This is a genomic window from Bacillus sp. FSL K6-3459 (assembly GCF_038003305.1).
Taxonomy (GTDB): domain Bacteria; phylum Bacillota; class Bacilli; order Bacillales; family Bacillaceae; genus Bacillus; species Bacillus pumilus_O.
Map to the genome: position 1 here is coordinate 2,445,648 of NZ_JBBOOW010000001.1, position 26,886 is coordinate 2,472,533.

The following is a 26,886-nucleotide window of genomic DNA, read 5'->3' on the forward strand; positions in this document are numbered from 1 at the left end:
ACAGTTTGTACATTTTATGTGGCGACCTCATCTGATATGCAACAAAAAGACCGATTCTCACCGAATCGGTCTCGTCTTACCTGAATGCTTATTAAGCTCTCACACCAAAAAATGCTTTCAGCTTAGCAAACATTCCTTTATTTTCATCTTCAAATGATTGAAGTGGAACAGATTCGCCTAGTACACGGCGAGCGATATTTCGATACGCAATCGATACTTTGTTTTTAGCATCCATGACAATCGGTTCGCCATTATTTGAAGCCTTAATCACGTCATCATCATCAGCAACAATGCCAAGAAGATCAATCGATAAGTGATGGACAACTTCATCCACATCCATTGAATCGCCACTTTTCGCCATGTGTGTACGAATACGGTTGACGATCAAACGAGGTGGTTCGATATCTTCTTGTTCTAACAAGCCAATGATACGGTCGGCATCTCTCACAGCTGAGATCTCAGGCGTCGTCACGACAATTGCCTTATCTGCACCAGATACAGCATTTTTAAAGCCTTGCTCAATTCCAGCAGGGCAATCAATGACGACATAATCAAAGTCTTGTTTCAATGATTGAATTAATTCTTTGATCTGCTCTGGTTCTACAGCCGTTTTATCGCTTGTTTGAGCAGCAGGTAAAAGATACAAAAGATCCTCGAAACGCTTATCTTTTACAAGCGCCTGATGGATTTTACATCTTCCTTCTACTACATCGACTAAATCGTAAATAATGCGGTTCTCAAGCCCCATCACGACATCTAAATTCCGAAGGCCAATATCGGTATCAACTAGACACACTTTTTTCCCTTGAATTGCTAGTGCTGTGCCTAAGTTTGCAGATGTTGTTGTTTTGCCAACGCCGCCTTTTCCTGAGGTAATCACAATAGCCTCGCCCAATTTCACATTCCTCCCTCAAGCCTTGTCAGATTAGGTCTTATATGAGCCAATTGCTGCAGGCGTTCAATGATCATGTTGCCATCTATATCTAAATAAGCACATTCCATTTCATTTCCATCTTCTTTTTGATCTGGTGCACGGTTAAACACTTGTGCGATGCGAAGCTGAGTTGGAATCATACGAGATGCCGCAATGACAGCTTGTTTATTCCCATTACATCCAGCATGTGCCACGCCTTTTAAAGCGCCGAGCACAAAAATATTTCCCCCTGCACGAATCGTTCCACCAGGATTGACATCTCCTATTAATAAGAGATCTCCTTCAACATACAGTACCTGTCCAGAGCGCACAATTTTGGCTACAGAGGTAATTTCGGCCTCTGCTTTTAATCGTTTCGCCTCTTCCGTTGACATGACGTCACTTTCAATAGAGTGAATGACGAGATGTTCATTTTCAGAGACTGCTTCAGTCAAACGCATTTCCTGATCCTCTGTTAAATACCGAAAACCAAGCTTAATATGCACATTAACCTTATGACCTTCCCTTCCATCTGTATATTGCTCAAGTAAAAGAACCTCTCGCAAGCCAGAAAGAAGGTCATCAAACGAACAGTCATCATTTAACTGTAATGTTAATCCGTTTTTTGTACCTTTTATCGTCACATATTGCTGTTTTTGAGTTTTCAAGATGCTCACCTCAACAACATACTCATTTCGCCGTATTTGGACAAACTCCTGCTTTTATTCGTCGATCAGTCCTTGTTTCATGTTGATGAAAAAGAGCCTAAGCGGCACAACAAGTATGAGAGACGCAGCAGTATTTAAAAGAATCGTTGGAATAAAGCGTTCGATGACATACGTATTAAACGGCATAATCCCTGGTTGAATTGTCGCTTGAACGCCGTACACATAAAATTCCATTACGGAAACAGCAATAATCGACAGAAAGACGACCACTAACATATTCGTTTGCAAAACTTTAAAGGCTTTCGCTAGCAAATAGCAGAGCGCTCCAAAGCCAAACATATGAACACCAAGTATGCCTGTATACGAAATATCATATAAAAGTCCAAAGATAAAACCGAAAATCACACCATATTTTTGATTCACAAAAGCCGTCATAAATACGAGTGCGAGTAAGATGAAATGAGGAGCTAAAATTTGATTGTCTGAAACAAATGGGAGCTTCACTAGATCGACAAAAATACTGTCAAATACGAAGATAAATAACATGACGAAAGCAAGAAGGACACGTCTCACGAGCCTTCCTCCTTCGTCAATTCAGATACATCTGCCGTACTTGAGCTGCGATTTACCACAATCACGCGGTCTAAATTGTTGAGTTCAGCCGCTGGTTCTACATAAATGATCTTTGTCAGGCCGTAATGATCTGGCTCGATTTCACTTACCTTACCAATCGTCAAGCCTTGAGGGAATACGCCCCCTGCTCCAGATGTTTCAACAAGATCTCCTTTTTTGACATCTCCATCTGCATCAGATTTCAGAATATTCATTGTCAGCATTTTTTTCTTACTGTCATAGCCGTTAATAATTCCGTTGAGTTCTTCTTTGCCCTTTTTCGCAAAAATTTTCGTTGAAATTCTATTATTTTGGTCAGTAGAGCTTAGCAACCTTACTGTCGAAGTAAAATTGTTGAGCTTATCACTTTCAATTTTCCCAATTAACGCACCACTCTCATTTGTGACCGCCATATCTTTGTCAACGCCTTGTTTTTTCCCTTTATCAATCATGACAAAGCTATCCCAAAGAGACGGGTTTCTCGCAATAACCGTTGATAGAATTGGCGTATAATCACGAATAGAGTTCACATATCCGAGCTGCTTGCGAAGCTTTTTGTTCTCATCTTCTAGTTCTTGAAGTTTCGCCTCATATTGGGTTTGTCCATCAAGTTTTTTTCGAAGACGTTCGTTTTCATCGTATGTGTTCTTTAAATCTTGTACGTTCCCATACATACCGGCAATAAATTGTGATGGTTTATGAAAGACACCTTGAAAAAAGCCTGTCGTATCCCCCACTAATTTTTCCGGCCATGAAGCACCTCTGCCGCTTTTCACTGAAAAACCAATCATGGCCACCAGTACGATGACACAGACAAGGAGCAACATTAATCTTTTATTCATAAAAAACTGCGGCATGTCTTACACCTCTTTATTTACGCCCGATTATCGATTATCTTTTGATTTTCCTTTGAACAAATGAATATGCTCTAGTGCTTTTCCTGTTCCGATCGCCACACAGTCAAGCGGATCTTCCGCAATAATGACTGGCATCTTCGTCTCATCACTAATCACTTTGTCAAGATTACGAAGCAATGCCCCGCCGCCAGTTAAAACAATTCCGCGGTCCATAATATCTGCTGCCAGCTCAGGCGGCGTTTTTTCAAGTGTCATTTTCACCGCATCAACAATGGTTTCCACTGTATCGCGAAGCGCTTTTGCAATCTCATCTGCTGTAATCGAGATTGTTTTTGGCAAACCTGTTAAAAGGTCACGGCCACGAATGTCCATCTCATCATGTACATCAGGCTGCGCAGAACCGATTTCCATTTTAATAGCTTCTGACGTACGATCACCGATCATCAGGTTATACGTTTTACGGATGTAGCTGCTGATTGCATCATCCATTTCATCTCCTGCCACGCGGATTGATTGTGATGTCACAATACCGCCAAGAGAAATAATGGCTACCTCTGTTGTACCGCCGCCAATGTCTACAACCATACTTCCTGTTGGCTCCCATACAGGAAGGTTCGCACCGATTGCCGCAGCAAATGGCTCTTCAATCGGGTAGGCGTCACGTGCACCGGCTTGTCTCGTTGCATCAATGACTGCACGCTCTTCTACAGCTGTAATTCCAGATGGTACACATACCATCACGTAAGGTTTACGAGCAAAAAGCCCTTTGCCTTTTAATGCTTGATTAATGTAATATTTCATCATTGTTGCTGTCGTCTCGTAATCTGCAATGACTCCGTCTTTCATCGGGCGTAGTGCCACAACATTACCAGGTGTACGGCCAATCATATTCCTAGCATCATTTCCGACTGCCACTATAGACTTCGTATCAGTTTCCAAGGCTACGACCGAAGGTTCTCTTACAACAATGCCTTTTCCTTTAATAAAAACAAGCGTATTCGCTGTTCCAAGATCTATTCCAAGGTCTTTTGTACCAATTCCAAACATATGTATGTATCTTCCTTTCTTAAACCAAAATTCCCTTTAGGGAAAAACTCATAAACTCTATTATATCGTAAAACATTGAAAAAAAAAGTGTTACAAATACCCTTTTTCCTTCAAACTCACAAATTTTTGATCACCTATGACTAGATGATCAAGCAGCTGTATTCCAATCAGCTTTCCACATTCAAAAAGTCGCTGTGTCACTTCAATATCTTCCCTGCTGGGCGTCGGATCTCCAGATGGATGGTTGTGCACACATATAAATGAAGCGGCCGAACGTTTAAAGGCCTCTTTGAAAATTTCACGCGGGTGAACAATCGATGAATTCAGGCTTCCAATAAACACGGTATGTTTATGAAGAACTTGATTTTTTGTATTGAGATACAGACAAACGAAATTTTCCTGTGTCAAAAACCTCATATCTTCCATCACAAAGTTCGCTCCGTCTTCTGGTGTGCGGATCACATAGCGGTTATCCGTCGTTTGATGGTGTAATCTAGTGCCGAGTTCTAAAGCAGCTAAAAGAGAAATCGCCTTCGCCTTTCCAACTCCTCGAATCTTCGACATTTCTTCAATTGAAGCTTCTCTTACAGAGCGAAGACCGCCGAATGTTTGTAGAAGTCTTGCAGAAATTTGGAGAACGGATTCTTTTTTTGTGCCTGTTCTTAGAAGGATCGCAACAAGTTCATGATTTGACAAACTGTTGGGCCCGTATTTGATAAATCGTTCTCTCGGTTTTTCATCATGAGGGAAATGCTTTAGCAGCATAGGGAAATCGTTCAGGATGATCACTCCTTTTAGAATTCCTTCCTGTCTTCAAAAAGGGGTGATTCCAAAGGTTTCAAGCACTCTGACTGTTTTTGCAATAGGTAGACCGACAACGGAAAAATAATCACCATCTATTTTTTGAACAAACAATGCGCCTTTCCCTTGAATGCCATAGCTTCCCGCTTTATCCAGGGGTTCGCCCGTTTCGATATAGCGGTCTATTTCATTTTGAGTCAGCGTCCAAAATGTCACTTCTGTCTGTTCATAAAATGTTTCTTTTCTATTCTCTGACTGAACCGTGACACCCGTCAAGACTTGATGTGTCTTTCCTGATAATAATTGAAGCATGAAAGCTGCTTCTTTCTTATCTTTTGGTTTCCCAAGACATTTGCCGTCAATTGCAACAATTGTATCTGCGCCAATGACCACAGCTTTGGGATTTAATCTTTGAATATCATTTGCTTTTTGTTCTGCCAACCATTGGACGTTCTCAGCAGGAGAAAGGTTTCGATTTATTTCTTCTTTTAAATGACTTGCTTGAATGTCATAAGAAAACCCTGCTAGATCAAGCAATTCTTTTCTTCTAGGTGATTGCGATGCGAGAATCAATTGGTTCATGTTTGTTCATCCTTTCAGGGTTTAGCCTAAGAAGTAAGATACCCATTCATCCTAGCAAATGTACATCTTACCGACAATTTACGAAAATTCATTTTTCATGTACCTTCATCATTATGTTGGATGCAAAAGAAAAAAACTAGTCATTTTTTGACTAGTTTCGTTTCTTAAAAAATGATTTTACGTATTTAATTGATCAAGTAATGCCTGCTGAGATTTCCAGCCATTTTCAGTAGTCGGGTCATTTAATAGTTGCACAGCTTTCAGCAAACTGCTTTTAGCCGGTGCGTCCTCTGTTTTGGCACTTTCAAGCTCAGAAATTAGCTGCGTCACTTCCTTTTGATCCACTTTATCGCCTGCAATCACTTTGGATGATAATACAGATGCCTTTTCTATTAAACTAGCCAGCTCATCCGGTACTTGAAATGAGAGCTCTTTTCCTCCCCATGCCTCAAAGTGCTGATCAATCAATTCCTTTCCTACAGCGCTTGTCATCCCCTGCTCTGTCGCAAGCCCAGCGATGACATAATATCCATCATCCATGGAAATCTTTTTCCCTGCATACCCTGCATCTTTTAAACTGCTAACTAAGTCATCTGCTCCTTTTTCAGAAGAGAATTTCCCAGCCTGTACAACAAAGGTTGATAAACTGCCAGAGGCACTTTTTTCATCTTTGTTCTCTTTTGATTCATCTGTAGTACCTGCTTTCGGCGCATCCCCGCCGGCTTTCATCGATGATTGATTTCCAGATCCAGATGCCGATACACTGATATCTCCACCTGAAGGATTTGGCGTACCTTCTTTACTTAAACTAAGCGCAAACACCCCGAGGCCCGTCCCAAGAACGACCGCAAACACAATCGTTGTCATGACTCTCTTGAAGGGACCGCGATGTTTACCGAACTTCTGATCAAATGAGCTTTTTTTCTTTTGATAAGGGGTGACGACTTTGGGATCAGAATGATAAATATGATCAGCAGCATCATCCCACTGGAAATCTTCTTCTTTCGGTTTAGACGAATCTTCCTGAGAAGCGGCCGTCTCCTGTTCCGAATGTCTCTTTTCTTCCCAATTCGAAAACGTCACTTGATCTTCTTGCTGTTTCGGTGGCTGATGATCCTCTTCATGTACCATTTCTTCCTTGCCATTAATATTAACCTTTAGCCCTTGTTTTTTTGCCTGCCTCTTTTTCACTGTCATTCCCCGCTTTCTGACATGTTTGTAAGAAAGACCTTTCTGTCCAATGAATCAGCGCGAATTTAACCCGTCCTTCTTTCTGTTTCACACTTTAACATAGCAATCAAAAAAAAGAACAAGACTTTTGTCGGCAGGGCAAAAAAGTGTTCGCCAATTTTTTCACTCCTTCGACTAGCCAAATAGAAACAAGACAGGAGTACCACAGAGATACAGTAAAAAAGAAATAGCGATCGAAGGAACAAAAGGAAATGGCTCGCTTAATCGAAAGGAAAAGACCTTTGCATAAACCATTCCAACGATACATGAGAGAAAAAGCATGAGAAGGAACGGTTTGAAACCAAAGCAAAACGCAAGCACACTGAACAGCTTCATATCAGCTCCGCCCATACTATTTGGCTTAAAATAATCTAGACTAGAAAACAAAAGAATGCAAAAAATGAGAGAAGCCGCACCTTCCCACCAGATTAGAAGCGGTTCCAGCGTGCGGTATATGACGAAAAGAGGGAAAAAGAAGAGAAACAGCTCGTTCGGCACCTTCATATAGAGAAGATCACTCACGACAGCAATCACGAATAAACTACAAAGAATCATAAGAAAAAGACCTTCAAACGAAAAACCACCAGCGATCCTATAAATGAACAAAAAAAGACCGCCTGACAGCAGCTCAATCGTTGGATAGAGCCAAGATAGCCGAATGCCGCAATGTTTACATGACCCCTTCCATACAGCATAAGAAACGAGCGGGATCATTTCGTGCAGGGATAGCGGCTGTTTACAGGCTGTGCAGTGAGAGCGAGGGAAGAGAATAGAACGCTTCACCGGTAGCCTTTCGCCAACGAGATGGAAGAACGATCCCATCGTGATGCCTGCAAGAAACAGAAAAATCTCAATCATATGTGGAACTCCTTCCGGGAATAAGATAGACCGGATTTTACCATGACCCTACCCGCTAAATCATCTAGTGAAAATATGATTTTCCCCCTCTTCTACATATAAAAAGAAAAAGACGCAGGAGGCATCAAGGCCATTTGCGTCTTTTCGTTACCCAATCATACGATTTCGTATATCTGAAATAAAATAAAGAGAGCCTGTCACAAGGATCACCGCTGAAGGATCATCACTCTTTTTCTGAATCCATTCAAGTACTGTATGAGGGTCATCATCATACGATTTTGCCTCTAACTGACTGCATGCATAAAGCTTTTCCGCTGATTCAGCTCTTGGAAAATCAAATGAAACTAAGTGAATAGAGGCACTAACGGCTTCAAGTTTTTGAATCATTTGCTTGTACGGCTTATCTTTTAAAGCACTAAAACAGATATGCACTTGTTTACTAGAAAAATGGGCTTGTACCGTTTCAATTAAGCGGTCGATTCCTTCTTCATTATGAGCGCCGTCCAAATAAACTGGTGGATGGTCTTTGACTTTTTCAAACCTTCCAGCCCAAACTGCATGCCGAATACCTTCATATACTTGCTGTTCGGTCACGCTAATATAGCCTTCTTGCTCGAGCCATTCAATGAGCAGAACAGCAAGGGAAGCATTTTGCCGTTGATGCGTTCCGATTAACCCTGTTTCAAGCTGCGGATACTGCCTTTTTGATGTGCGTAACGTAAATTGTTCTCCTGTTTCTGTTGGCTGCTGATGACTGAAGATACAAGTCTCTTGTAATGAAATGCATTCCGCCTTTTTTTCTTTTGCGATGTTTTGAATGACCGCAAGAGCTTCCGGTTGATGGACAGCAGTGATCATCGGAATACCTACTTTGATAATGCCTGCTTTTTCAGATGCAATTTGTTCAAGTGTGTCACCTAAAATCGCCATATGATCATGACCAATCGACGTAATCGCTGTTAAGATAGGGACGGCAACATTTGTTGAATCAAGTCTTCCGCCAAGGCCTGTCTCTAATAGGACAAAGTCTACTTGTTGTACATCGGCAAAATAAGCAAATGCACATGCAGTAATGATTTCAAACTCTGTTGCTGCGCCAAGCTCTGTTTGATCTAACTCATCAACAAAAGGCTTGATTTTATTCACCAAACTCAGCCATTCTTCATCCTGTATAGGTGCTCCGTTCACGCTGATTCGTTCATTGAACGTTAAGATAAACGGAGAGGTGAAGGTGCCGACTGAATAGCCTGCTGCTTGTAAAATGGAACGAGTAAACGCAATCGTTGAACCTTTTCCATTTGTACCCGCAACATGGACTGCTTTTATGCGTTGTTCCGGATGGCTTAGTTTGTTCATCAGCCACTTCATTCTTTGAAGACCCGGTTTTACACCAAAGGCCAATCTACTGTGAATCCACTCAATGGCTTCATGATAGGTTGTAAACAATGTCATCTCTCATTTCATCCGAAATTTTCAAAAAAGACGACTCCATTTTGTCAGGAGCCGTCTTTTCAACCTTATGCTTTCAGCTCTTCAATGCGCTTTTGAACAGCTTCGCGTTTTGCGACATAGTCACGTTCTTTCGCACGCTCTTCTTCTACGACACTTTCAGGCGCTTTTTTCATAAAGCCTTCGTTGCCTAGCTTTTTCTGGACGCGCTCTACTTCTTTTGTCAGCTTATCCAATTCTTTTTGTAGACGAGCGATTTCCTCATCTAAGTTGATTAAGCCTTCAAGCGGCAGAATGAGCTCTGCTCCAGAAATAACAGCCGTCATCGCTTTATCACTAGCTGGAACATCTGTGCCAATTTCAAGTACACTTGGGTTCGTAAAGCGCTCAATATATGAACGGTTTTTCTCTAAGCGTTCCTGCACATCAGATGTAGAGGCTTTAATGTAAAGCTCCACCTGTTTGCTCATTGGCGTATTCACTTCACTGCGGATGTTACGAACAGAACGGATGAGCTCCACGAGCAGTTTCATATCAGCAGACGCTTGTTCGTTTGAAAGCTCCGGCTTCACCTCAGGCCAAGCCGCTACAGTAATCGATTCACCTTCGTGCGGAAGATGCTGCCAAATTTCTTCTGTCAAGAACGGCATAAACGGATGTAGAAGTCTCATCGTTTGATCTAATACATACGCAAGGATCGAACGAGTCGTTTTCTTCGCTGCTTCATCTTCACCATAAAGCGGAAGCTTCGCCATTTCAATGTACCAATCACAGAAATCATCCCAAATGAAGTTGTATAAATGTCTGCCTACTTCACCGAATTCATACTTGTCAGCCAGCTGTGTGACACTTTCAATCGTTTCATTTAATCGGGTTAAAATCCATTGGTCAGCAACTGATTTTTCTCCAGTCAAATCAAGCTCATCATACGTTAAGCCATCCATGTTCATTAAAGCAAAACGTGATGCGTTCCAAATTTTGTTCGCAAAGTTCCAAGTGGATTCAACCTTTTCAAAGCTAAAGCGAAGATCCTGACCTGGTGAGCTTCCAGTTGCTAAGAAATACCTTAATGAATCTGCACCGTACTTGTCGATGACCTCCATTGGATCAATTCCGTTTCCAAGCGACTTACTCATTTTACGTCCTTGCTCGTCACGGATCAGCCCATGAATAAGAACGTCTTTAAACGGTTTTTCTCCTGTGAATTCAAGACCTTGGAAGATCATGCGAGAGACCCAGAAGAAAATGATGTCATAGCCTGTAACAAGCAGGTTTGTTGGATAGTAGCGCTTGAAGTCTTCACTCTCTGCATCCGGCCAGCCCATTGTAGAGAAAGGCCAAAGCGCTGAACTAAACCAAGTATCAAGCACATCGTTATCCTGTTCCCAGTTCTCTATATCTTCTGGTGCTTCCAGTCCTACGTATACTTCTTTCGTTTCTTTATGGTACCAAGCTGGAATGCGGTGTCCCCACCATAGCTGACGAGAAATACACCAGTCACGGATATTTTCCATCCAGTGTAAATACGTCTTTTCAAAGCGGTCTGGAACAAATTGAACTTGGTCGTCCCCATTTTGAAGGTTGATGGCTTCGTCTGCTAGCGGCTGCATTTTTACAAACCATTGTGTTGATAAATAAGGTTCAACGACAGCTCCGCTTCGCTCACTATGACCAACTGAATGCATATGGTCCTCAATTTTGAACAAAATACCCTCTTCTTGTAAGTCTTTTACAAGCTGTTTGCGGCATTCAAAGCGGTCCATCCCTTTGTATTGCAGTGCATTTGCATTCATTGTGCCATCTTCATTCATGACTAGAATACGCTCTAGGTCATGGCGGTTTCCAAGCTCAAAGTCATTCGGGTCATGAGCAGGTGTAATTTTCACAGCTCCTGAACCAAACTCCATATCGACGTAGTCATCAGCAACGATTGGAATCTCGCGTCCTGTAATTGGCAAGACCACTGTTTTTCCAATCAAATGCTGGTAACGTTCGTCATCAGGGTGCACAGCAACAGCTGTATCTCCGAGCATTGTTTCAGGTCTTGTCGTCGCAATTTCAATTGAACCCGTGCCATCTGAAAGTGGGTATCTTAAGTGATAAAACGCGCCTTGAACATCTTTATAAATGACTTCAATATCAGAAAGTGCCGTTTTCGTCGCTGGATCCCAGTTAATGATGTACTCTCCGCGATAGATCAGCCCTTTTTCATACAATTGAACAAACACTTGGCGTACCGCTTTATTCAGACCCTCATCCAATGTAAAACGTTCACGCGAGTAATCAAGACCAAGTCCCATTTTCGCCCACTGGCTGCGAATAAAGTCCGCATATTCTTCTTTCCATTTCCACGTTTCTTCCACAAATTTCTCGCGGCCAAGGTCATAACGGCTGACGCCTTCTTCGCGAAGCTTTGCCTCAACCTTTGCTTGGGTCGCAATACCGGCATGATCCATTCCTGGAAGCCATAGAACGTCATAGCCCTGCATCCGTTTCATACGTGTCACAATGTCTTGAAGAGTCGAATCCCATGCATGCCCAAGGTGCAGTTTTCCTGTCACGTTTGGTGGAGGAATGACGACTGTATATGGATCTTTCGTTTTGTCATTTTGTGCTTCGAAGAATTTTCCTTCAAGCCAGTACGTATAGCGGTCTTTTTCAATCGCATTTGGGTCGTACTTTGTTGGCATTTCTTGATTATTTGTTTCCATTTATGTAACCTCCACATTTTTTCGGCTGATGAAACATAAAAAAGCCTTTTCATCCTTATAAAAGGACGAAAAAGCTTTTTCGCGGTACCACCTTTTTTCATGGAACACATAGACGTGTCCCATACACTCTAAAGGATAACGGGGTTCTCCCGAATTTCTCTACTTGTTCATTCAAGAAATTAAGCTCACAGGCGACCTTCCAAACAAGTACATCCTAGGAAACCTTTCAGCTCATGGTCTCCCTCTCTTTAGGGTCTTGCTCGTACTCTTCCTGATCCACGCTTACGATATATCACGTTCATCAGCACATACTCATCTTTTATTTATATTACTAAATGCCTTTTGTTTTCGTCAATCATCTTTTCCGCTTTTCTTCTTCTTTATACAAATTGGACAAGCACCCTTTGCCTCTTTGCCCATATGATAATAGCAAAATGAAGAAGGAGGGCGTTTACTTTGAAGAAGATCAATCCATATACACTTCCCCCCTGGCTAAGACAAATTCGGGCAGTCGCCTCCCAAGTCGTTCTCCCAATTGCGATATTTCAAGGGTTTCGTACGATTATTTTCCCCACGACATTTGACGTCCTCATCCTAGGTGTTCTCATTTTTCTTGCCTGTGCCTTTCACCTTGATTGGTTTTAAACGCTTGCGCTTATGTACCAGCCAATATGAACACAAAATAACCTCGTCATTCCGCTGATGACGAGGCACTTTGTTCTTCTTCAAGCCGTCTAGCCTGCTCAATTTCGTGAACCTTCATGACGGTCGGCTCTGAATTTTTCATCTGCCAATACGCTCTTAACAGCTGTTGACAGCTTTCCATCTCATCCTGCCCGCCTGCTTCATAGGTTTTCACTGTATCAAACAGACCTTGCGGATAAGCAAGGTAACTAAGAAACAAATGAAGCTCTTCCTCCTGAAGAGGATTTCCTTTTTGATACGTATAAAACAAGGATGTGCATTCAGGACACGACGTGGGATAGGTTTTGAACGTCCGAAAGTAAAAGGTCAGAAGATCATAAATGGGGGCAGCTTTTTTAGACCGCTCAAAATTGGTGAAATGTCCTGTACCCACATCATTGTACAAAAAGTGATGAATCGACAGCTGCCCATGATTTAACACGACACGAGTTGTTTCTTTATCTTTCATTTCTTCATGCCAATCTTCTAGTCGTTCAAGAGCAAATTCGCTAGCAGACATCGCCTCTGAAAAATACATCGCAGCAGCCAGTTCAAATGGCGACATATACCACGTTTGCTCTGCCCGCTCTATGAACCGTTCATACATGTCTTTTTCTGTTTCCCACTTGGTCTTGATTTGTGTGTAGTGCGCTTCGATCTCTTGCTCTGTGATATCCATCATCACTTCGGTCCGCTTATGAAGTCTTGCAATCTCTTGAAATAAATATTCATGTTTATCGTCCTGCTCTTCTCTCTTTTCATTCGTCAGCCAAGGCATCAGATAGTATGCGTACTGGCTTTCACGATGACTTGAGAAAAAAGAACCGCTCTTCGTCCGATAAATCGGCACAAAAGAGCGATAGCCCTTTGATTCTAGTTCAAGCATTTGCTCTGTAAACTGCATATGTCGACTGGCTTTTACTCGCTTTAAGGCAAATGCACCCTGCTTTGTATATACTTTGACGACAGCAGGACTGACAGGTTCAATGTATTCCGCTTCAAGCCCGTATTCGTATAGGACAGATTGGATCTCATCCACGTTCACTCACCACATTTTCTCGATCGGTCATCTCTTGTTATGCATTGCTTTTTTGATATTCAGGAATATAAAGAATCTGCCCTTCTTCAAGCTCCGCATCCACCGATAATGAATTTGTGCGAAGAAGCTGCTGCACATTCAACTGATATCGCTCACAAATACGATCGACCGTATCTTCTTGCTGAACTATACATATTTTCATGCGAGAAAAATCTTCCTCCTCCTGCTTAGCAAACAGCTTTGTTAAATAAAGAGAATTCTCACTACCAGACGTTTCCCTTACGTCTTCTTCAAATGCCTCTTCTTCTTGAGCTGACTCATATACTTTTGGCGCTTCTCGTTCATATAACCGGCCGAGCTGGTACGTATCATCCTGCGCCTCTTGCGTCTCTTGCGCCTCTTCCTCTTCTACGTGATAAACGGGTGCTTCAAACACTGGATACGGCTGAGCCATTTCTTCCTGCTCTTCAGCTGCTTCGGGATCTTTCCTCACTTCCACCTCAAAGAATGTATCCTCCCGTTTCTCTTCTTCTAAGAGCTTAGGCGGTTCAAAAAATGGTGGTTCTTGCACTTGAGCTTCAGGTAAGGAGCGATAACCAAGCGCCGCCTCTTCTTGGCTCTCCGTTTCCTCACGTTCTTCCGATTCCTCCAGTTCTGCGGTTTCTTCTTCCCTACTCACCAGCTCTATCTCAATTTCTTCTTCCTGCTTTTCTTCTTCGGCGCGCGTGTCATGCTGAAATACAGTCTGCTCCTCATCAATCTCACGTTCATCGTCTTGTAGCTTTTCTTCTTGCTCTTCTTCTGGCTGCAGCTGATAATCATAGGTCACGTCGCCATATTCTTCTTCAGAACGATGAACAAATTCATACGGCTCCTCTACAGTCGCTTGAGGCGTTTCCTCGTCTAAAAGACCCTCTATCGCTAGATCAGCTTGAATGGTGAGCAAACGATTTTCTGTCAGCTGGTAATCAAACGCATCAATAAACACAAACACATCATTTAAATGACTGATTTTGTTTTTAGGAATCGTGATATCGACTGGGAATTGATGCAGAAGCTCCGCCGTCCCGTCTTCTCTGACCTTCACCTCATCAGCTTCTCTGTATGATGCATAGGAACTCAATTCACCCAGTAGCTCCTCTTGATTTATGTTGTATTCTCCTGTTAGCTCGAGTGAACCTCTAATCGAAACATAATCATTCACTTCTTGAACGAGAATGTCAGGATCGAGAGAAATAGACAGCAGCTCACTGACTTCCTGTCCGCTTTTGAAATAGATGGATTCTTCTACTGAAAACTGTAATCGATTGTTTTGAGACAAGTCGGTGTCCTCCTTTCATCTAATCCTTCAAAATAAAATTAGATGTCAATACAGATGTATGTGAGAGGCAATGAAAATATGATTGGTTTTCAGCAACACAAAAAAGCCGATATGTCTCTATATCGGCGCAGCGTGCAGACAAACCCTCGCACTCGTTGTCAGTCCTGCGCGCAGGTGCTCACGAATATCAATTCGCTCCGCTCCTGTGCTCGACCTTCCTAGACTTCAAAGGTTTTCAATTCACGCTGAAAAGAAGACACAAGGCTGAAAACAAGCCTTGTGTCATGATCAAAAGCCGATATGGAGACATATCGGCTTTCGTTTATCGACGTAGTTTTTGAAATACTTTTTCCACTGTCTCAATCGTATATTCGATGTCTTCATCTGTATGGGCTGTTGACAGGAACAGTCCTTCGAATTGAGAAGGTGGAAGGAAGATACCGTGGTCGGCCATTTCCTTGTAAAATTCAGCAAATAAAGCGAGATCAGCATTTTTGGCTATGTCATAATTGACCACTTCTTCATCTGTAAAGAAAAATCCAATCATTGAACCCGCACGGTTAAACGTTAATGGAATTCCATGGGCTATCGCCGCATTTGAAATGCCTTCTTCCAGCCGGTCTCCTTTTCGTCTAAACTCTTCGTAAGACTCAGGTGTCAGCTGTCTTAAGGTTTCTAAGCCTGCTGTCATCGCAAGTGGGTTACCAGATAACGTTCCTGCTTGATAAATTGGACCGCTTGGCGCAATTTGTCTCATAATATCCGCTCTTCCGCCATAAGCGCCGACCGGGAGACCTCCTCCGATCACTTTACCAAGACACGTCAAATCAGGTGTGATGCCAAAGTAGCCTTGCGCGCAGTGATAATCCACACGGAAGCCGGTCATGACCTCATCAAAAATGAGTAAAGCTCCGTATTGATCTGTGATGTCTCTCAGCCCTTGTAAGAAACCGTCTTGCGGAGGGACAACCCCCATATTTCCTGCAACCGGCTCGACAATCACTCCTGCAATATCGTCTCCAAACTCCTGAAATGCTACTTGAATGCTTTCTAAATCATTGTAAGGCACTGTGATCGTATTGCTTGCAGTCCCTTCAGGTACACCTGGACTGTCTGGGAGCCCAAGCGTTGCGACGCCTGAACCTGCTTTAATGAGCAAAGAATCCCCGTGGCCATGATAGCAGCCTTCAAATTTCAAAATTTTATTTCTACCAGTAAAGCCGCGAGCTAGACGAAGTGCACTCATCGTTGCCTCTGTACCAGAGCTGACCATACGAATGACTTCGATAGAAGGAACCCGCTCTGATACAAGCTTAGCTAATTCATTTTCAACTAATGTGGAAGCACCAAAGCTTGTCCCCTTTTCTGCAACTCGCTGAATGCTTTCAACCACACGGTCATTCGTATGTCCTAAAATAAGCGGTCCCCACGATAAGACATAATCGATGTATTCATTTCCATCAATATCATAGATCTTGGAGCCTTTCCCCCGTTCCATAAAAATCGGGTCTGTGTTCACTGATTTAAACGCACGCACAGGGCTGTTGACACCACCAGGCATTAAATGCTGCGCTTCTTCAAATGCTTGCTTTGATTTTTCATAGCTACGTCCCATTTCAACGTCCTCCTGTCTATCCGTTCTTTATTCTGAGAGCCATTTTGCTGCATCTTTTGCATGATACGTAATGATGAGTTCTGCTCCTGCACGTTTCATGCTTGTCAGCATTTCAAGAACAAGCTCTTTTTCAGAAATCCACCCATTTTGAGCAGCGGCTTTAACCATTGCATATTCTCCGCTCACATTGTAAGCAACAACAGGGAGTGTAAATTCATTTTTGACATCACGCATAATATCTAAATAAGAAAGGGATGGTTTCACAATGAGGAAATCCGCTCCCTCTTCTACGTCAGATTGCGCTTCTCTTAATGCTTCTAAACGGTTTGCAGGGTCCATTTGGTATGTTTTACGATCTCCAAACTGCGGTGTGCTATGCGCTGCGTCACGAAACGGACCATAAAACGCACTTGCATATTTCACAGCATATGACATGACGGGTACATGAATAAAGCCAGCTTCATCAAGCGCTTCACGAATGGCCACAACAAATCCATCCATCATATTAGAAGGAGCAATAATATCTGCACCTGCGCGCGCTTGGCTAACAGCTGTTTTTGCTAAAAGCTGAAGAGATTCATCATTTAAAATTTCACCATCTTCAACAATCCCGCAATGTCCATGATCTGTATATTGGCATAAGCAAGTGTCTGCAATGACCACAAGCTCTGGGAAATGCTTTTTAATTTCAAGCGTCGCTCTTTGCACAATGCCATGGTCGTGATACGCCTCACTGCCCACATGGTCTTTATGATCTGGAACACCAAATACAATAATTGATTTGATACCTAGATCGACAAGCTCTTGGACTTCTTCTTTTACAAAGTCCACTGAAATGTGATAAACACCCGGCATTGAAGAAACTTCTTTTCGGACATTTTCTCCCTCTACAAAAAAGATCGGATAAATGAAATCAGATGGTCTTAAAAAGGTTTCTCTGACTAATTCTCTCATTCCTGCGCTTGTCCGCAGTCTGCGGTGTCTGTTAAATTTCATCATTTGTTCAACTTCCTTTCAGATAAACGGCACATCAATTCAAGCATTCCGTCTATCGTATAAGTATCTGGGGTTTCAGAAGAAATCCCGTATTGAAGCAGTGCCTCTTTTGTTAGAGGACCGATCGTCACAAAACAAGTGTCAGAAGCAGCCAGCTTCGCTGCATCTGCCTCCATGGCATGCATAAATGAATGGACAGTCGATGAGCTCGTAAATGTAATAAAATCAAATGATTGCTTCGTCATTGCCGTTTTAAGAGCGGCAATCCCTTCCTCATCCTTGACCGTTTTATATAAAATCCATTCCTTTACTTCTATGCCAAGTGGAACAAGTGTTTTCTTCACGACATCTCGTGACAAGTGTCCTTTTGCTACAAACACACGCTCTCCTAGACGCACATGGTCAAGCAACGCATCTGCGAGCTCTTCCGCTATGAATCGTTTTGGTACGACATCCACCTTCAAGCCGTGCTGCTCAAGATAGGCAGAGGTTTTCTCACCTACCGCAGCTACTTTTAAATGGGATAAACTTTTATGTAAATGATGGTCCTCTATGTAGCTGAGAAAAAAAGACGCACCATTTACACTCGTGAAAACAAGCCATTGGCTATTTTCTAAGTCCTTTAAAAAGGCCTGCGCTTTTTCATTTGTGAGCGTAGGCTCAAACCGAATAAGAGAGGTTAAAACAGCATGGCCGTTCAGCTCTTCAATCTTCTGCTGAAACACACCCGCTTGACGTTCATTTCGAGTGACAAGCACCGTCTGTCCGTGAAGCGATTGGCCTATGATCATTGGGAGGACAGATCCTTTTTCACCTTGTCGATTAAATCCTTTGCTCCCTTATCAGCCATCTGCTTTGCACATGCTGTTCCAATTGCCTCAGGGTCAGTGCCTGATACAGTTTCTCGAATAATCGTATGTCCATCAGCAGATGCCACAAGACCCGTCAGTTCAATTTCATCGCGCTCATTCATCGTTGCATATCCAGCAATCGGCACCTGACAGCTGCCATCCATTTGTTTGAGGAAGGCTCGTTCAGCGAGAACCGTTTTCTTTGTGTATTCATTCGTAAATTGAGCGAGGAGCTGCAATAGCTCTTCATCATCTCCGCGGCACTCAATTGACAAAGCGCCTTGGCCAACTGCGGGCAGACAAGTCTCAGGAGATAAAAATTCAGACACAACCTCTTTACTCCAGCCCATTCTGGACAGACCAGCAGCCGCTAAAATAATGGCATCATATTCTTCATTTTTCAGCTTTTCCAATCGTGTATCAATGTTACCTCGAATCCATTTAATGTTCAGATCTGGTCTTTCCTGAAGAAGCTGGGCACTGCGCCGTAAGCTACTTGTTCCTACAACAGCACCCTTCGGCAGCTCATGAAGATGCAGATGATCCTTCGAAATAAGGGCGTCCCTTACATCTTCACGCTCAGGAATACAGCCAATGACTAATCCTTCAGGAAGAGCAGCCGGCATATCCTTCATACTGTGAACTGCCATATCGATGTCGTGATTCAGCATCGCCTGTTCAATTTCTTTGACAAACAGTCCTTTTCCGCCAACCTTAGATAAAGTTACATCTAAAATTTGATCACCCTTTGTCACAATCTCTTTTATTTCAAAAGAATAAGAAGGGTTTAGTTCAGACAGCTTTTGAATGACCCATTTTGTTTGTGTAATTGCAAGCTTACTTCTTCTAGAACCTACTTTAATTGTACGCAATTCGTCTTCCTCCCGACAATGCCCTTAAGACTCATCATTATTTATTGAAACCAATGAAAGGTTGATAAGCTACCAAGCAGAAAATAATTGATCATGAGCACAAGGAATGAACCGACATTCCATAGTGCCACGACTTTGCCCTGCATATTTCTCACCAATCTGATATATAAGTAAACCCCATATAAAAACAGCATAATAAACGAACCAAGCACCTTTGCATCTGTCCAGTACAACGTATCATACGAAACATATGCCCAAATAATGCCAAGAATCAAACTAAGTAAGAGCATCGGCACGCCAATAATGTTTAATACGTATGCCATATGATCAAGCTTCGATAAATCTTCAATTCTTAGAAGCCATTTCCCCCATATTTTCTTTTTCAGCAAACGATATTGAAAGAGATAGAGAAGAGAGAAAGCAAATGAAAGTGAAAAGGCACCGTATGATAAAATCGCCATCGTAATATGAATCACAAGCAATTCACTCGTCAACTTCCCCGTTAGTTCTGCTGAGTGAAGATCAGATGGTGTAAAGGTGTGAATCGCCATCAAGGAAAAACCGATGACATTTGTAAAAAAGACGATAAATTCAACACGCAATACTTTTGTGAGAACAAGCGAAAGTGTCACAAGCACCCACGTATAAAAATATAACCCCTCTGCTACATTCAACACAGGGAATCGGTCTGTTTCCATCATAATATAGAACATGTAGACTGTTTGCAGCAGCCAGACAATAGAAAGCAACCAGAAAGCTATTTTTCCAGCCTTCCGGTTGTGTTGAAGAAAATCTATGAAATAGAACAAGACACTTAGTGCATAAATCAAGGTCGTCGTTTCATTGAGTCTCGCTACAATGGATTCCAACATCGCTTAATCACTCACTGGCAACTGTAGCAAAGCCTTGTGCCATATTTGGTTTGAACAGCTGAAATGATCCTTGCTCCACCTGCATCGGCTCGACCTTTTGCTCTTCATCTTCAACCTGTAAATCAAAGATTTCTTTAAAGAGTAAAAGTTTTTCCTCTGCATTCGGCTCCGCGGCAATTTCTTTTGCCTTTAAGATAGGATCTTTCAGCATTTGATTGATAATGCTTTTCGTATGTTTATTTAATAGCTTCATTTCACGGTGTGTGAGATTCGGAAGCTTTCGCTCAATACTCTGCATCGTATCCGCTTGAATCGTCAGCGCTTTTTCTCTAAGTGCAGAAATGACAGGAACCACACCAAGCGTATTCAGCCATTGCTTAAATTCCACAATTTCTGCTTCAATGAGAAGCTCAACCTGCTCAGCCACCGCACGGCGTTCTTTTAAGTTAGCTGCCACGATGCCCTCAAGGTCATCAATGTCATACAAAAAAGCACCTTCTACTTCAGAAATGGCTGGATCTAGATCACGTGGCACAGCAATATCCACCATAAATAGTGGTCTGCCCTTCCGCTTTTTATTCGCACTTTCAACCATTTCTTTTGTAATGACAAATTGTTTCGCACCAGTGGAGCTAATTAAAATGTCCGCTTCGGATAATGTCTTTTCCAATTGGTTTAAGCTTTTAGGCTCTCCTGAAAAACGACCCGCCAATTCTTTTGCTTTCTCATACGTTCGATTGATAACCGTTACTTGACCAATCCCTTGCCCTTGAAGGTTTTGAGCCGCTAGTTCGCCCATTTTACCCGCACCAAGAATCAGGACATGTTTATCAGAAAGACGTCCAAAGATTTTTTTGGCAAGCTCGACAGCTGCATAGCTGACAGACACAGCATTAGACGCAATGTCTGTTTCCGCATGAGAGCGTTTTGCAACGGTGACCGCCTGTTTAAACAAATAATTGAAAACGGTACCAATGGTCTTCTCCTCTTGAGCTACTTTAAAGCTAGAGCGCACTTGACCAAGTATTTGTGTTTCGCCAATCACCATGGAATCAAGTCCACAGGCCACACGGAATAAATGCTCGACCGCTCCATCATTTTCATAGAACTTCAAATATGGCGAGACATCTTCCTTTTCCAAACCGAACCAATCAGCTAAAAATCTTTTTATATAAAACCGTCCAGTATGAAGCTGATCTACCACTGCGTAGATCTCTGTTCGATTACATGTTGAGATGACGATATTCTCTAGAATGCTTTTTTCTTCTTTAAGCTTGGACATCGCTGTTCCGAGCTCGCTCGGTTCAAAGCTCAGCTGTTCCCGTATCTCAACAGGGGCTGTTTTATAATCTAAACCCACAACAAGAATATGCATAACTTCAGCTTGCACCCCCAACGCCCTGTCTAATTTATAATAATTACAATATAGAATTTATTATTTATAATGATTATAACATATATTCATTTTTAACTGGATGAAAATTGTGAACAGATTTCAAAAATGTTGTGATATAGTAGAAAAATGTTCGACATCCATTATGCCATATCATCACTTCAAGCAATTTACCAGATTTGGCGCGTGCGGACAAATGATCTGCTTAAAAGAAGGTGACATCTTTGAAGAAGAAATCCATTTTGCTGCCGCTCACTTTGCTGGCTGTAGCGCTATATGCCATTCTCTCCGGAGGTCAATTTGACATTTGGGAGGATCAAGAGAAATGGTATACACTCGTACTGCTTTTTGGCCTTGCTTTCTTATATCAAGGAAAGAAGGAGCAAGAAAGCGCTCATGTGTTTATCGGTATGCTGATGACGGGCCTTTCGCTACACTTTATTCTTCAGCCAAAACTGGACTACTGGCCAGACACATTTACGATGATCGTATTCATCGTTGGACTTGCCCTTTTGGTGAAATCATCTCAGAAAAAAGAATATCGTATTGAAAGTGTTGTTCTCATTGCACTCGGTCTGTTCCTTTATTTCTTTCAGCAAATTACAAAACAGCTAAGTTCCCTTTCGATCCCTACTTCCGGTTTTGAATTGTACTGGCCTTATGTACTGATTGCTGTCAGTCTCCTCTTATTATTTTTAAAAAGGAAATAACTTATACAATAAAAAGGCATCTGCTCATGACAGATGCCTTTTTTTATTTATTAATCTTTGCAAGGATGGCATTCCAGGCTTCGTCTTTTCCCTTTTTTGTTTCAGAAGAGAATAGGACTAGTTCATCTGATGGGGCAATGTGAAGCGTCTGTTTGACGACTTTCGCATGTTTGTCCCATTTGCCTTTAGGAATTTTGTCCGCCTTTGTTGCGATGACGATCACAGGAACTCCGTAATATTTCAGGAATTCATACATGTTCACATCATCTACTGATGGCTTATGACGCAGGTCCACAATTTGGACGACTGCTTTTAATTCTTCACGCATTGTAATATACGTTTCGATCATTCTACCCCAGGCCTCGCGCTCTGTCTTTGACACTTTAGCAAAGCCGTAGCCCGGAACGTCCACAAAATGGAGCATATCATTGATGATGTAGAAATTAAGCGTTTGGGTCTTACCTGGTTTAGAAGACGTCCGCGCTAAATTTTTACGATTAATCAATGAGTTGATGAACGAGGATTTCCCAACATTTGATCGTCCAGCAAGAGCGATTTCAGGCAGTCCCCCACTTGGGTACTGCTCTGGTTTAACCGCACTAATGACGATATCTGATTTTGTTACTTTCATCTTCCCTCTCCTACCAACGCTTTCTCAAGCACCTCATCTAAATGCGAGACCGGAATAAAGGTTAGTCCTTCTCTCACACTTTCAGGAATATCATCAATATCCTTCTCATTGTCCTTTGGAAGAATAATGGTTTTCAGTCCTGCGCGATGTGCACCTAATGCTTTTTCTTTTAGTCCGCCAATTGGAAGCACTCTTCCTCTTAGCGTAATCTCTCCTGTCATACCAACCTCTTTTGACACAGGTCGTCCTGTGAGGGCTGATACAAGAGCCGTCGCAATGGTGATACCAGCTGATGGCCCGTCCTTTGGAACCGCACCCTCTGGAACATGGATATGAATATCATGCTTTTCATTAAAATTAGGATCAATGTTCAGTTCATCTGCCTTCGAACGAATATAACTGAATGCCGCCTGTGCAGATTCTCTCATGACATCACCTAGCTTACCTGTTAACAACAGCTTGCCTTTACCCGGAGAAAGTGATACCTCAATCGACAAGGTGTCCCCGCCAACAGTGGTATACGCAAGTCCTGTAACAACTCCCACTTGGTCTGTCGTTTCAGCCTGACCATAACGGTAAAGTCTTTTTCCGAGAAATTCTGATAGGTTCTTTTCCGTCACTGTGATGCGTTTGCGGTCTTCAGCTACAATTGCTCTTGCTGCTTTACGGCATATCGCTGCAAGCTGACGCTCTAATCCACGAACACCCGCTTCTCTTGTGTAATAGCGAATCGTATCATAAATCGCGGCTTCACGAAGCTGCAAGTTCCCTTTCTTTAATCCGTGCTCCTTTAGCTGCTTCGGCAGAAGATGGTCTTTCACAATTTCTGCTTTTTCAACCTCTGTATACCCTGCAATCGTGATAATCTCCATTCTATCACGAAGTGGACCCGGAATGGTTGCTAAATTGTTGGCAGTGGCAATAAACAACACTTGAGACAAATCAAATGTTTCTTCAATATAGTGATCACTAAAGTTATGATTTTGCTCTGGATCTAAGACTTCAAGCATCGCAGAAGATGGATCACCTCTAAAATCAGAGGACATCTTATCAATTTCATCTAAAAGGAAAACCGGATTCATCGTTCCCGCCTTGCTCATTCCGCGAATGATACGTCCTGGCATTGCCCCTACATACGTTCTTCTATGTCCACGAATCTCAGACTCATCGCGAACACCGCCAAGGGAAACACGGATAAACTTTCGGTCAAGTGATTTGGCAATCGATTTGGCAAGTGACGTTTTCCCGACTCCTGGAGGTCCTGCTAAACAAAGAATCGGTCCTTTTAATGAATTGGTCAGCTTTTGTACAGCAAGATATTCAAGTACTCGTTCTTTGACCTTTTCCAGCCCGTGATGCTCATCATCTAAAATTTCACTTGCAATTTTTAAATCGAGACGATCTTCTGTATAGATACCCCATGGGAGGCCAATCAGCCAATCAATATAATTTCGAATCACAGAGCTCTCAGCAGAGCTTGAAGGAATTTTTTCATAACGGTTCAATTCTTTGAGCGCCGTTTCACGAACAGAATCTGGCATGCTCGATTCTTCGATTTTGGACATTAAAGAACTGACTTCGCCAGTTTTCCCTTCTTTGTCTCCAAGCTCCTTTTGAATGGCTTTCATTTGTTCACGTAAATAATATTCTTTTTGCGTCCGTTCCATTGAACGTTTCACGCGCTGCCCGATTTTCTTTTCAATCTCGAGCACTTCTTTTTCATTGTGTATTAAGCTGATGACCCGGTTCAGCCGTTTTTTAACATCCACTGTTTCGAGCACTTCTTGTTTGTCCTTTAATTTAAGCGGTAGGTGAGAAGCAACGATATCTGCCATTCTCCCCGGTTCCTCAATATCTGTTACTGTTGCATATGTTTCAGCTGAGATTTTTTTTGAAATTTTTATGTATTGATCAAAGTGATCTAACAATGTGCGCATGAGGGCTTCTGCTTCTGCGTCCTTTAATTCTTCTTCTGCCAATTCTTTAATGTCGACGGACGTATAGTCCTCCAGCTCGACATATGATTCGATCTTTGCTCGATTTAGGCCTTCAACGAGTACACGAATCGTTCCATTTGGCAGCTTCAGCATTTGTTTAATTTTTGTGTAGGTGCCGACTTTGAAAATTTCCTCTTCACCTGGTTCATCTATTGAAATTTCCCGCTGTGTTGCTAGAAAAATCATATGATCGTTCATCATTGCCTGTTCTAATGCTTGAACAGACTTTTCGCGTCCAACGTCCAAATGCAAGACCATTGTTGGATAAACAAGCAAACCTCGCAATGGAAGGAGCGGAACATTCTTTTTGATTTCATCTGCCATGTTGATTGACACCTCCGTCACTAGTATGAATCATTATAATATACCTGTTTCAGTCTTGTACAATGTAAAAGACTTGAGAAATGTTGATCTTACCGTAGTATACCCTTTCTTTTTATCTTGAAAAAGAAAAAAAGATCTATTTCACTAAAAAATCCCCATATGTGATGGGGATTAAACAGATTTTCTTTTCATTTCGTCTTCTAGTCCATCTTTCTTCTCGTCTGGCGGGTTGACCAGACACTGATCCAGCACCTCTTGGAAGTGCTTCACAGGCACAATGGTGACCCCTTCAATCTCCTTTAAGATCGACTGCTGATTGTCATAAGGAATGATGACGGTTGTGGCACCCGCCTGCTTCGCTGCCTTAATCTTCGGTATCACACCACCGATTGGCTTCACCTGACCCTGCAATCCGATTTCACCCGTCATGGCTGTCAGATGATCAATAGGAATTTGATGTATGGCTGAGAAGATTGCGGTTGCCATGGCAATCCCAGCAGACGGTCCATCAATTGGGGCACCGCCTGGAAAATTAATATGGATGTCATATTCATTTGTCCGAATGCCTAAATTTCGTAGCACCGTTAATACATTTTCAACCGATCCTTTCGCCATACTTTTTCGTCGAATGGATTTCGACTGATTGCCAATGCTTTCTTCTTCTGCAATGCCTGTAATGTTGATACTGCCTTTCTCAAGCGCCTTACAGATGTTCACTTCAATCTCAAGCAGGGCACCGCTGTTTGGTCCATACACAGCCAGTCCATTGACGACCCCCACTTTTGGCTTTTCCGGTACTTTTTGTTCATATCTTGGTGTCAGCTGGCTTGAATGAATGACCCATTCTACATCTTCAATCGTGATGTCTTTTCGGTTTTCCGTCACCGCCATACCAGCGGCAATCTGCACCATGTTGACCGCTTCACGTCCATTTTTCACATAGGAGGTTAACAGGTTGAGCCCTTCATCACTTAATTCCTTTTGAATTTTTTGGACAGCCTTAGCAGCGACGATTTTCAGTTCATGCTGGTCAAGGTCTTTAAAGAAAATTTCCAGACATCTTGACCGAATCGCTGGTGGAATTTCGTCAGGTGTTCTTGTCGTCGCACCAATCAATCGAAAATCAGCCGGAAGCCCATTTTGGAAAATATCATGAATGTGATTCGGGATTTGGGTATTTTCTTCACTGTAGTAAGCACTGTCTAAAAAGACTTTCCGATCTTCCAGCACTTTGAGCATTTTGTTCATTTGGATCGGATGCAGCTCGCCAATTTCATCAATAAACAGAACACCGCCATGAGCATGTGTGACGGCTCCTTGTTTTGGCTGCGGAATGCCTGCCTGCCCCATTGCTCCAGCCCCTTGGTAAATGGGGTCATGCACGGAACCAATAAGCGGGTCTGCAATGCCTCGTTCATCGAATCTCGCGGTTGTGGCATCGAGCTCTACAAAGACCGCATCTTTTTTAAACGGTGAATCAGCGTGACGCTTCGCTTCTTCCATCACAAGACGGGCAGCGGCTGTTTTACCGACTCCCGGTGGTCCGTAAACGATGACATGCTGTGGGTTCGGGCCGCATAGTGCCGCTTTTAGCGCACGAATGCCGTCTTCCTGACCCACAATATCTTGAAACCCCTTTGGCCGGACTCTCTCTGATAAAGGTTCACTCAGCTTGATTGACCGCATCTTTCTGAGTGCTTCCATTTCTTTCTTTGACTCTTTGTCTATCGTCACCTTTTGTGTGCGCTGATTTCTCAGTAAGTTCCAAAAGTACAGCCCGATGACGATACCAAAGAACAGTTGTATGAATAATACGATTCCTGTCCAGCTCAATCGGTGCTCCCTCCTTCATC

Annotated in this window: 24 protein-coding genes and 1 other annotated feature; of the genes, 2 read left to right on the forward strand and 22 right to left on the reverse strand. The window is 42.5% G+C overall.

What is annotated here, in order from left to right; all coding sequences use genetic code 11:
* Window positions 1–91 precede the first annotated feature (91 nt).
* The 11 genes from minD to MHI35_RS12495 form a co-directional block, all read right to left on the reverse strand.
* Window positions 92–895 carry a septum site-determining protein MinD gene (gene minD, locus MHI35_RS12445; RefSeq protein ID WP_003216504.1) on the reverse strand — a complete coding sequence of 268 codons (804 nt, stop codon included), beginning with the start codon at window positions 893–895 and terminating at the stop codon, window positions 92–94.
* Window positions 896–897: 2 nt separating this feature from the next.
* Window positions 898–1,581 carry a septum site-determining protein MinC gene (minC, locus tag MHI35_RS12450; protein ID WP_088002215.1) on the reverse strand — a complete coding sequence of 228 codons (684 nt, stop codon included), beginning with the start codon at window positions 1,579–1,581 and terminating at the stop codon, window positions 898–900.
* Between the two features lie 54 nt (window positions 1,582–1,635).
* Window positions 1,636–2,154, reverse strand: coding sequence for a rod shape-determining protein MreD (gene mreD, locus MHI35_RS12455; RefSeq protein ID WP_034661648.1), 519 nt, complete (start codon window positions 2,152–2,154; stop codon window positions 1,636–1,638).
* A complete protein-coding gene (mreC, locus tag MHI35_RS12460) occupies window positions 2,151–3,050 on the reverse strand; it encodes a rod shape-determining protein MreC (protein ID WP_211062935.1) in 900 nt (299 codons plus the stop codon). Before mreC ends, mreD begins: the two co-directional genes overlap by 4 nt.
* 27 nt (window positions 3,051–3,077) lie before the next feature.
* Window positions 3,078–4,097 (reverse strand): rod shape-determining protein, encoded by a 1,020-nt coding sequence (locus MHI35_RS12465; protein ID WP_012010766.1) that lies wholly within the window; start codon window positions 4,095–4,097, stop codon window positions 3,078–3,080.
* Between the two features lie 90 nt (window positions 4,098–4,187).
* Complete coding sequence (gene radC, locus MHI35_RS12470) at window positions 4,188–4,862, reverse strand: RadC family protein (RefSeq protein WP_144521020.1); 675 nt, start codon at window positions 4,860–4,862, stop codon at window positions 4,188–4,190.
* Between the two features lie 48 nt (window positions 4,863–4,910).
* Window positions 4,911–5,480, reverse strand: a complete 570-nt coding sequence (locus MHI35_RS12475; protein ID WP_012010768.1) for a Maf family protein — start codon at window positions 5,478–5,480, stop codon at window positions 4,911–4,913.
* A gap of 177 nt (window positions 5,481–5,657) precedes the next feature.
* Entirely contained in the window at window positions 5,658–6,677 is a 1,020-nt protein-coding gene (locus tag MHI35_RS12480) for an SPOR domain-containing protein (RefSeq protein WP_144520809.1), read from the reverse strand.
* Between the two features lie 168 nt (window positions 6,678–6,845).
* Entirely contained in the window at window positions 6,846–7,568 is a 723-nt protein-coding gene (locus MHI35_RS12485; RefSeq protein WP_144520811.1) for a prepilin peptidase, read from the reverse strand.
* Window positions 7,569–7,715: 147 nt separating this feature from the next.
* Entirely contained in the window at window positions 7,716–9,014 is a 1,299-nt protein-coding gene (locus MHI35_RS12490; protein ID WP_417892408.1) for a bifunctional folylpolyglutamate synthase/dihydrofolate synthase, read from the reverse strand.
* A gap of 71 nt (window positions 9,015–9,085) precedes the next feature.
* Window positions 9,086–11,728 carry a valine--tRNA ligase gene (locus MHI35_RS12495; protein WP_211062933.1) on the reverse strand — a complete coding sequence of 881 codons (2,643 nt, stop codon included), beginning with the start codon at window positions 11,726–11,728 and terminating at the stop codon, window positions 9,086–9,088.
* A gap of 58 nt (window positions 11,729–11,786) precedes the next feature.
* Window positions 11,787–12,016: a binding site (T-box leader), on the reverse strand.
* A 168-nt stretch (window positions 12,017–12,184) separates the two neighbouring features.
* Between MHI35_RS12495 and MHI35_RS12500 the strand changes: the two genes are divergently transcribed.
* The gene (locus MHI35_RS12500) at window positions 12,185–12,373 is read left to right on the forward strand and encodes a hypothetical protein (RefSeq protein WP_211062932.1); all 189 of its coding nucleotides are present in this window, start codon (window positions 12,185–12,187) and stop codon (window positions 12,371–12,373) included.
* Window positions 12,374–12,419: 46 nt separating this feature from the next.
* Here MHI35_RS12500 and ysxE read toward each other — a convergent pair whose 3' ends face one another.
* From ysxE to hemA, 8 genes are all read right to left on the reverse strand, one after another.
* Window positions 12,420–13,451: a spore coat protein YsxE gene (gene ysxE / locus MHI35_RS12505; RefSeq protein WP_211062931.1), complete on the reverse strand. Its 1,032-nt coding sequence runs from the start codon at window positions 13,449–13,451 to the stop codon at window positions 12,420–12,422.
* A 37-nt stretch (window positions 13,452–13,488) separates the two neighbouring features.
* Window positions 13,489–14,772 carry a LysM peptidoglycan-binding domain-containing protein gene (locus tag MHI35_RS12510; RefSeq protein WP_211062930.1) on the reverse strand — a complete coding sequence of 428 codons (1,284 nt, stop codon included), beginning with the start codon at window positions 14,770–14,772 and terminating at the stop codon, window positions 13,489–13,491.
* A 322-nt stretch (window positions 14,773–15,094) separates the two neighbouring features.
* Window positions 15,095–16,387, reverse strand: coding sequence for a glutamate-1-semialdehyde 2,1-aminomutase (hemL, locus tag MHI35_RS12515; protein ID WP_211062929.1), 1,293 nt, complete (start codon window positions 16,385–16,387; stop codon window positions 15,095–15,097).
* Window positions 16,388–16,414: 27 nt separating this feature from the next.
* Window positions 16,415–17,386: a porphobilinogen synthase gene (gene hemB / locus MHI35_RS12520; protein WP_211062928.1), complete on the reverse strand. Its 972-nt coding sequence runs from the start codon at window positions 17,384–17,386 to the stop codon at window positions 16,415–16,417.
* Window positions 17,383–18,174: a uroporphyrinogen-III synthase gene (locus tag MHI35_RS12525; RefSeq protein WP_211062927.1), complete on the reverse strand. Its 792-nt coding sequence runs from the start codon at window positions 18,172–18,174 to the stop codon at window positions 17,383–17,385. Before MHI35_RS12525 ends, hemB begins: the two co-directional genes overlap by 4 nt.
* On the reverse strand, window positions 18,171–19,106 hold the full coding sequence (hemC, locus tag MHI35_RS12530; RefSeq protein WP_119125192.1) for a hydroxymethylbilane synthase: 936 nt from the start codon (window positions 19,104–19,106) through the stop codon (window positions 18,171–18,173). The genes MHI35_RS12525 and hemC overlap by 4 nt, the downstream gene beginning before the upstream one ends.
* Window positions 19,107–19,147: 41 nt before the next feature.
* Window positions 19,148–19,978 carry a cytochrome c biogenesis protein gene (locus tag MHI35_RS12535; protein ID WP_119125193.1) on the reverse strand — a complete coding sequence of 277 codons (831 nt, stop codon included), beginning with the start codon at window positions 19,976–19,978 and terminating at the stop codon, window positions 19,148–19,150.
* Window positions 19,979–19,985: 7 nt separating this feature from the next.
* Window positions 19,986–21,353 (reverse strand): glutamyl-tRNA reductase, encoded by a 1,368-nt coding sequence (gene hemA, locus MHI35_RS12540; protein WP_003216303.1) that lies wholly within the window; start codon window positions 21,351–21,353, stop codon window positions 19,986–19,988.
* A gap of 242 nt (window positions 21,354–21,595) precedes the next feature.
* Between hemA and MHI35_RS12545 the strand changes: the two genes are divergently transcribed.
* Window positions 21,596–22,081: a hypothetical protein gene (locus tag MHI35_RS12545; protein ID WP_211062926.1), complete on the forward strand. Its 486-nt coding sequence runs from the start codon at window positions 21,596–21,598 to the stop codon at window positions 22,079–22,081.
* Between the two features lie 43 nt (window positions 22,082–22,124).
* Here MHI35_RS12545 and yihA read toward each other — a convergent pair whose 3' ends face one another.
* The 3 genes from yihA to lonB all read right to left on the reverse strand — a co-directional run bounded on the left by yihA (window position 22,125) and on the right by lonB (window position 26,866).
* Complete coding sequence (yihA, locus tag MHI35_RS12550; protein ID WP_335349007.1) at window positions 22,125–22,712, reverse strand: ribosome biogenesis GTP-binding protein YihA/YsxC; 588 nt, start codon at window positions 22,710–22,712, stop codon at window positions 22,125–22,127.
* Entirely contained in the window at window positions 22,709–25,033 is a 2,325-nt protein-coding gene (gene lon, locus MHI35_RS12555; RefSeq protein WP_144469221.1) for an endopeptidase La, read from the reverse strand. The genes yihA and lon overlap by 4 nt, the downstream gene beginning before the upstream one ends.
* Before the next feature lie 171 nt (window positions 25,034–25,204).
* On the reverse strand, window positions 25,205–26,866 hold the full coding sequence (lonB, locus tag MHI35_RS12560) for an ATP-dependent protease LonB (RefSeq protein WP_012010784.1): 1,662 nt from the start codon (window positions 26,864–26,866) through the stop codon (window positions 25,205–25,207).
* Window positions 26,867–26,886: the final 20 nt, after the last annotated feature.

Coding starts and splice junctions, on each gene's coding strand:
- mreC (WP_211062935.1), bottom strand. CDS start 3,050: ATGCCGCAGTTTTTTATGAATAAAAGATTAATGTTGCTCCTTGTCTGT.
- MHI35_RS12465 (WP_012010766.1), bottom strand. CDS start 4,097: ATGTTTGGAATTGGTACAAAAGACCTTGGAATAGATCTTGGAACAGCG.
- radC (WP_144521020.1), bottom strand. CDS start 4,862: ATGCTGCTAAAGCATTTCCCTCATGATGAAAAACCGAGAGAACGATTT.
- MHI35_RS12475 (WP_012010768.1), bottom strand. CDS start 5,480: ATGAACCAATTGATTCTCGCATCGCAATCACCTAGAAGAAAAGAATTG.
- MHI35_RS12480 (WP_144520809.1), bottom strand. CDS start 6,677: ATGACAGTGAAAAAGAGGCAGGCAAAAAAACAAGGGCTAAAGGTTAAT.
- MHI35_RS12485 (WP_144520811.1), bottom strand. CDS start 7,568: ATGATTGAGATTTTTCTGTTTCTTGCAGGCATCACGATGGGATCGTTC.
- MHI35_RS12495 (WP_211062933.1), bottom strand. CDS start 11,728: ATGGAAACAAATAATCAAGAAATGCCAACAAAGTACGACCCAAATGCG.
- hemL (WP_211062929.1), bottom strand. CDS start 16,387: ATGGGACGTAGCTATGAAAAATCAAAGCAAGCATTTGAAGAAGCGCAG.
- hemB (WP_211062928.1), bottom strand. CDS start 17,386: ATGATGAAATTTAACAGACACCGCAGACTGCGGACAAGCGCAGGAATG.
- MHI35_RS12525 (WP_211062927.1), bottom strand. CDS start 18,174: ATGATCATAGGCCAATCGCTTCACGGACAGACGGTGCTTGTCACTCGA.
- MHI35_RS12535 (WP_119125193.1), bottom strand. CDS start 19,978: ATGTTGGAATCCATTGTAGCGAGACTCAATGAAACGACGACCTTGATT.
- hemA (WP_003216303.1), bottom strand. CDS start 21,353: ATGCATATTCTTGTTGTGGGTTTAGATTATAAAACAGCCCCTGTTGAG.
- yihA (WP_335349007.1), bottom strand. CDS start 22,712: ATGAAAGTAACAAAATCAGATATCGTCATTAGTGCGGTTAAACCAGAG.
- lon (WP_144469221.1), bottom strand. CDS start 25,033: ATGGCAGATGAAATCAAAAAGAATGTTCCGCTCCTTCCATTGCGAGGT.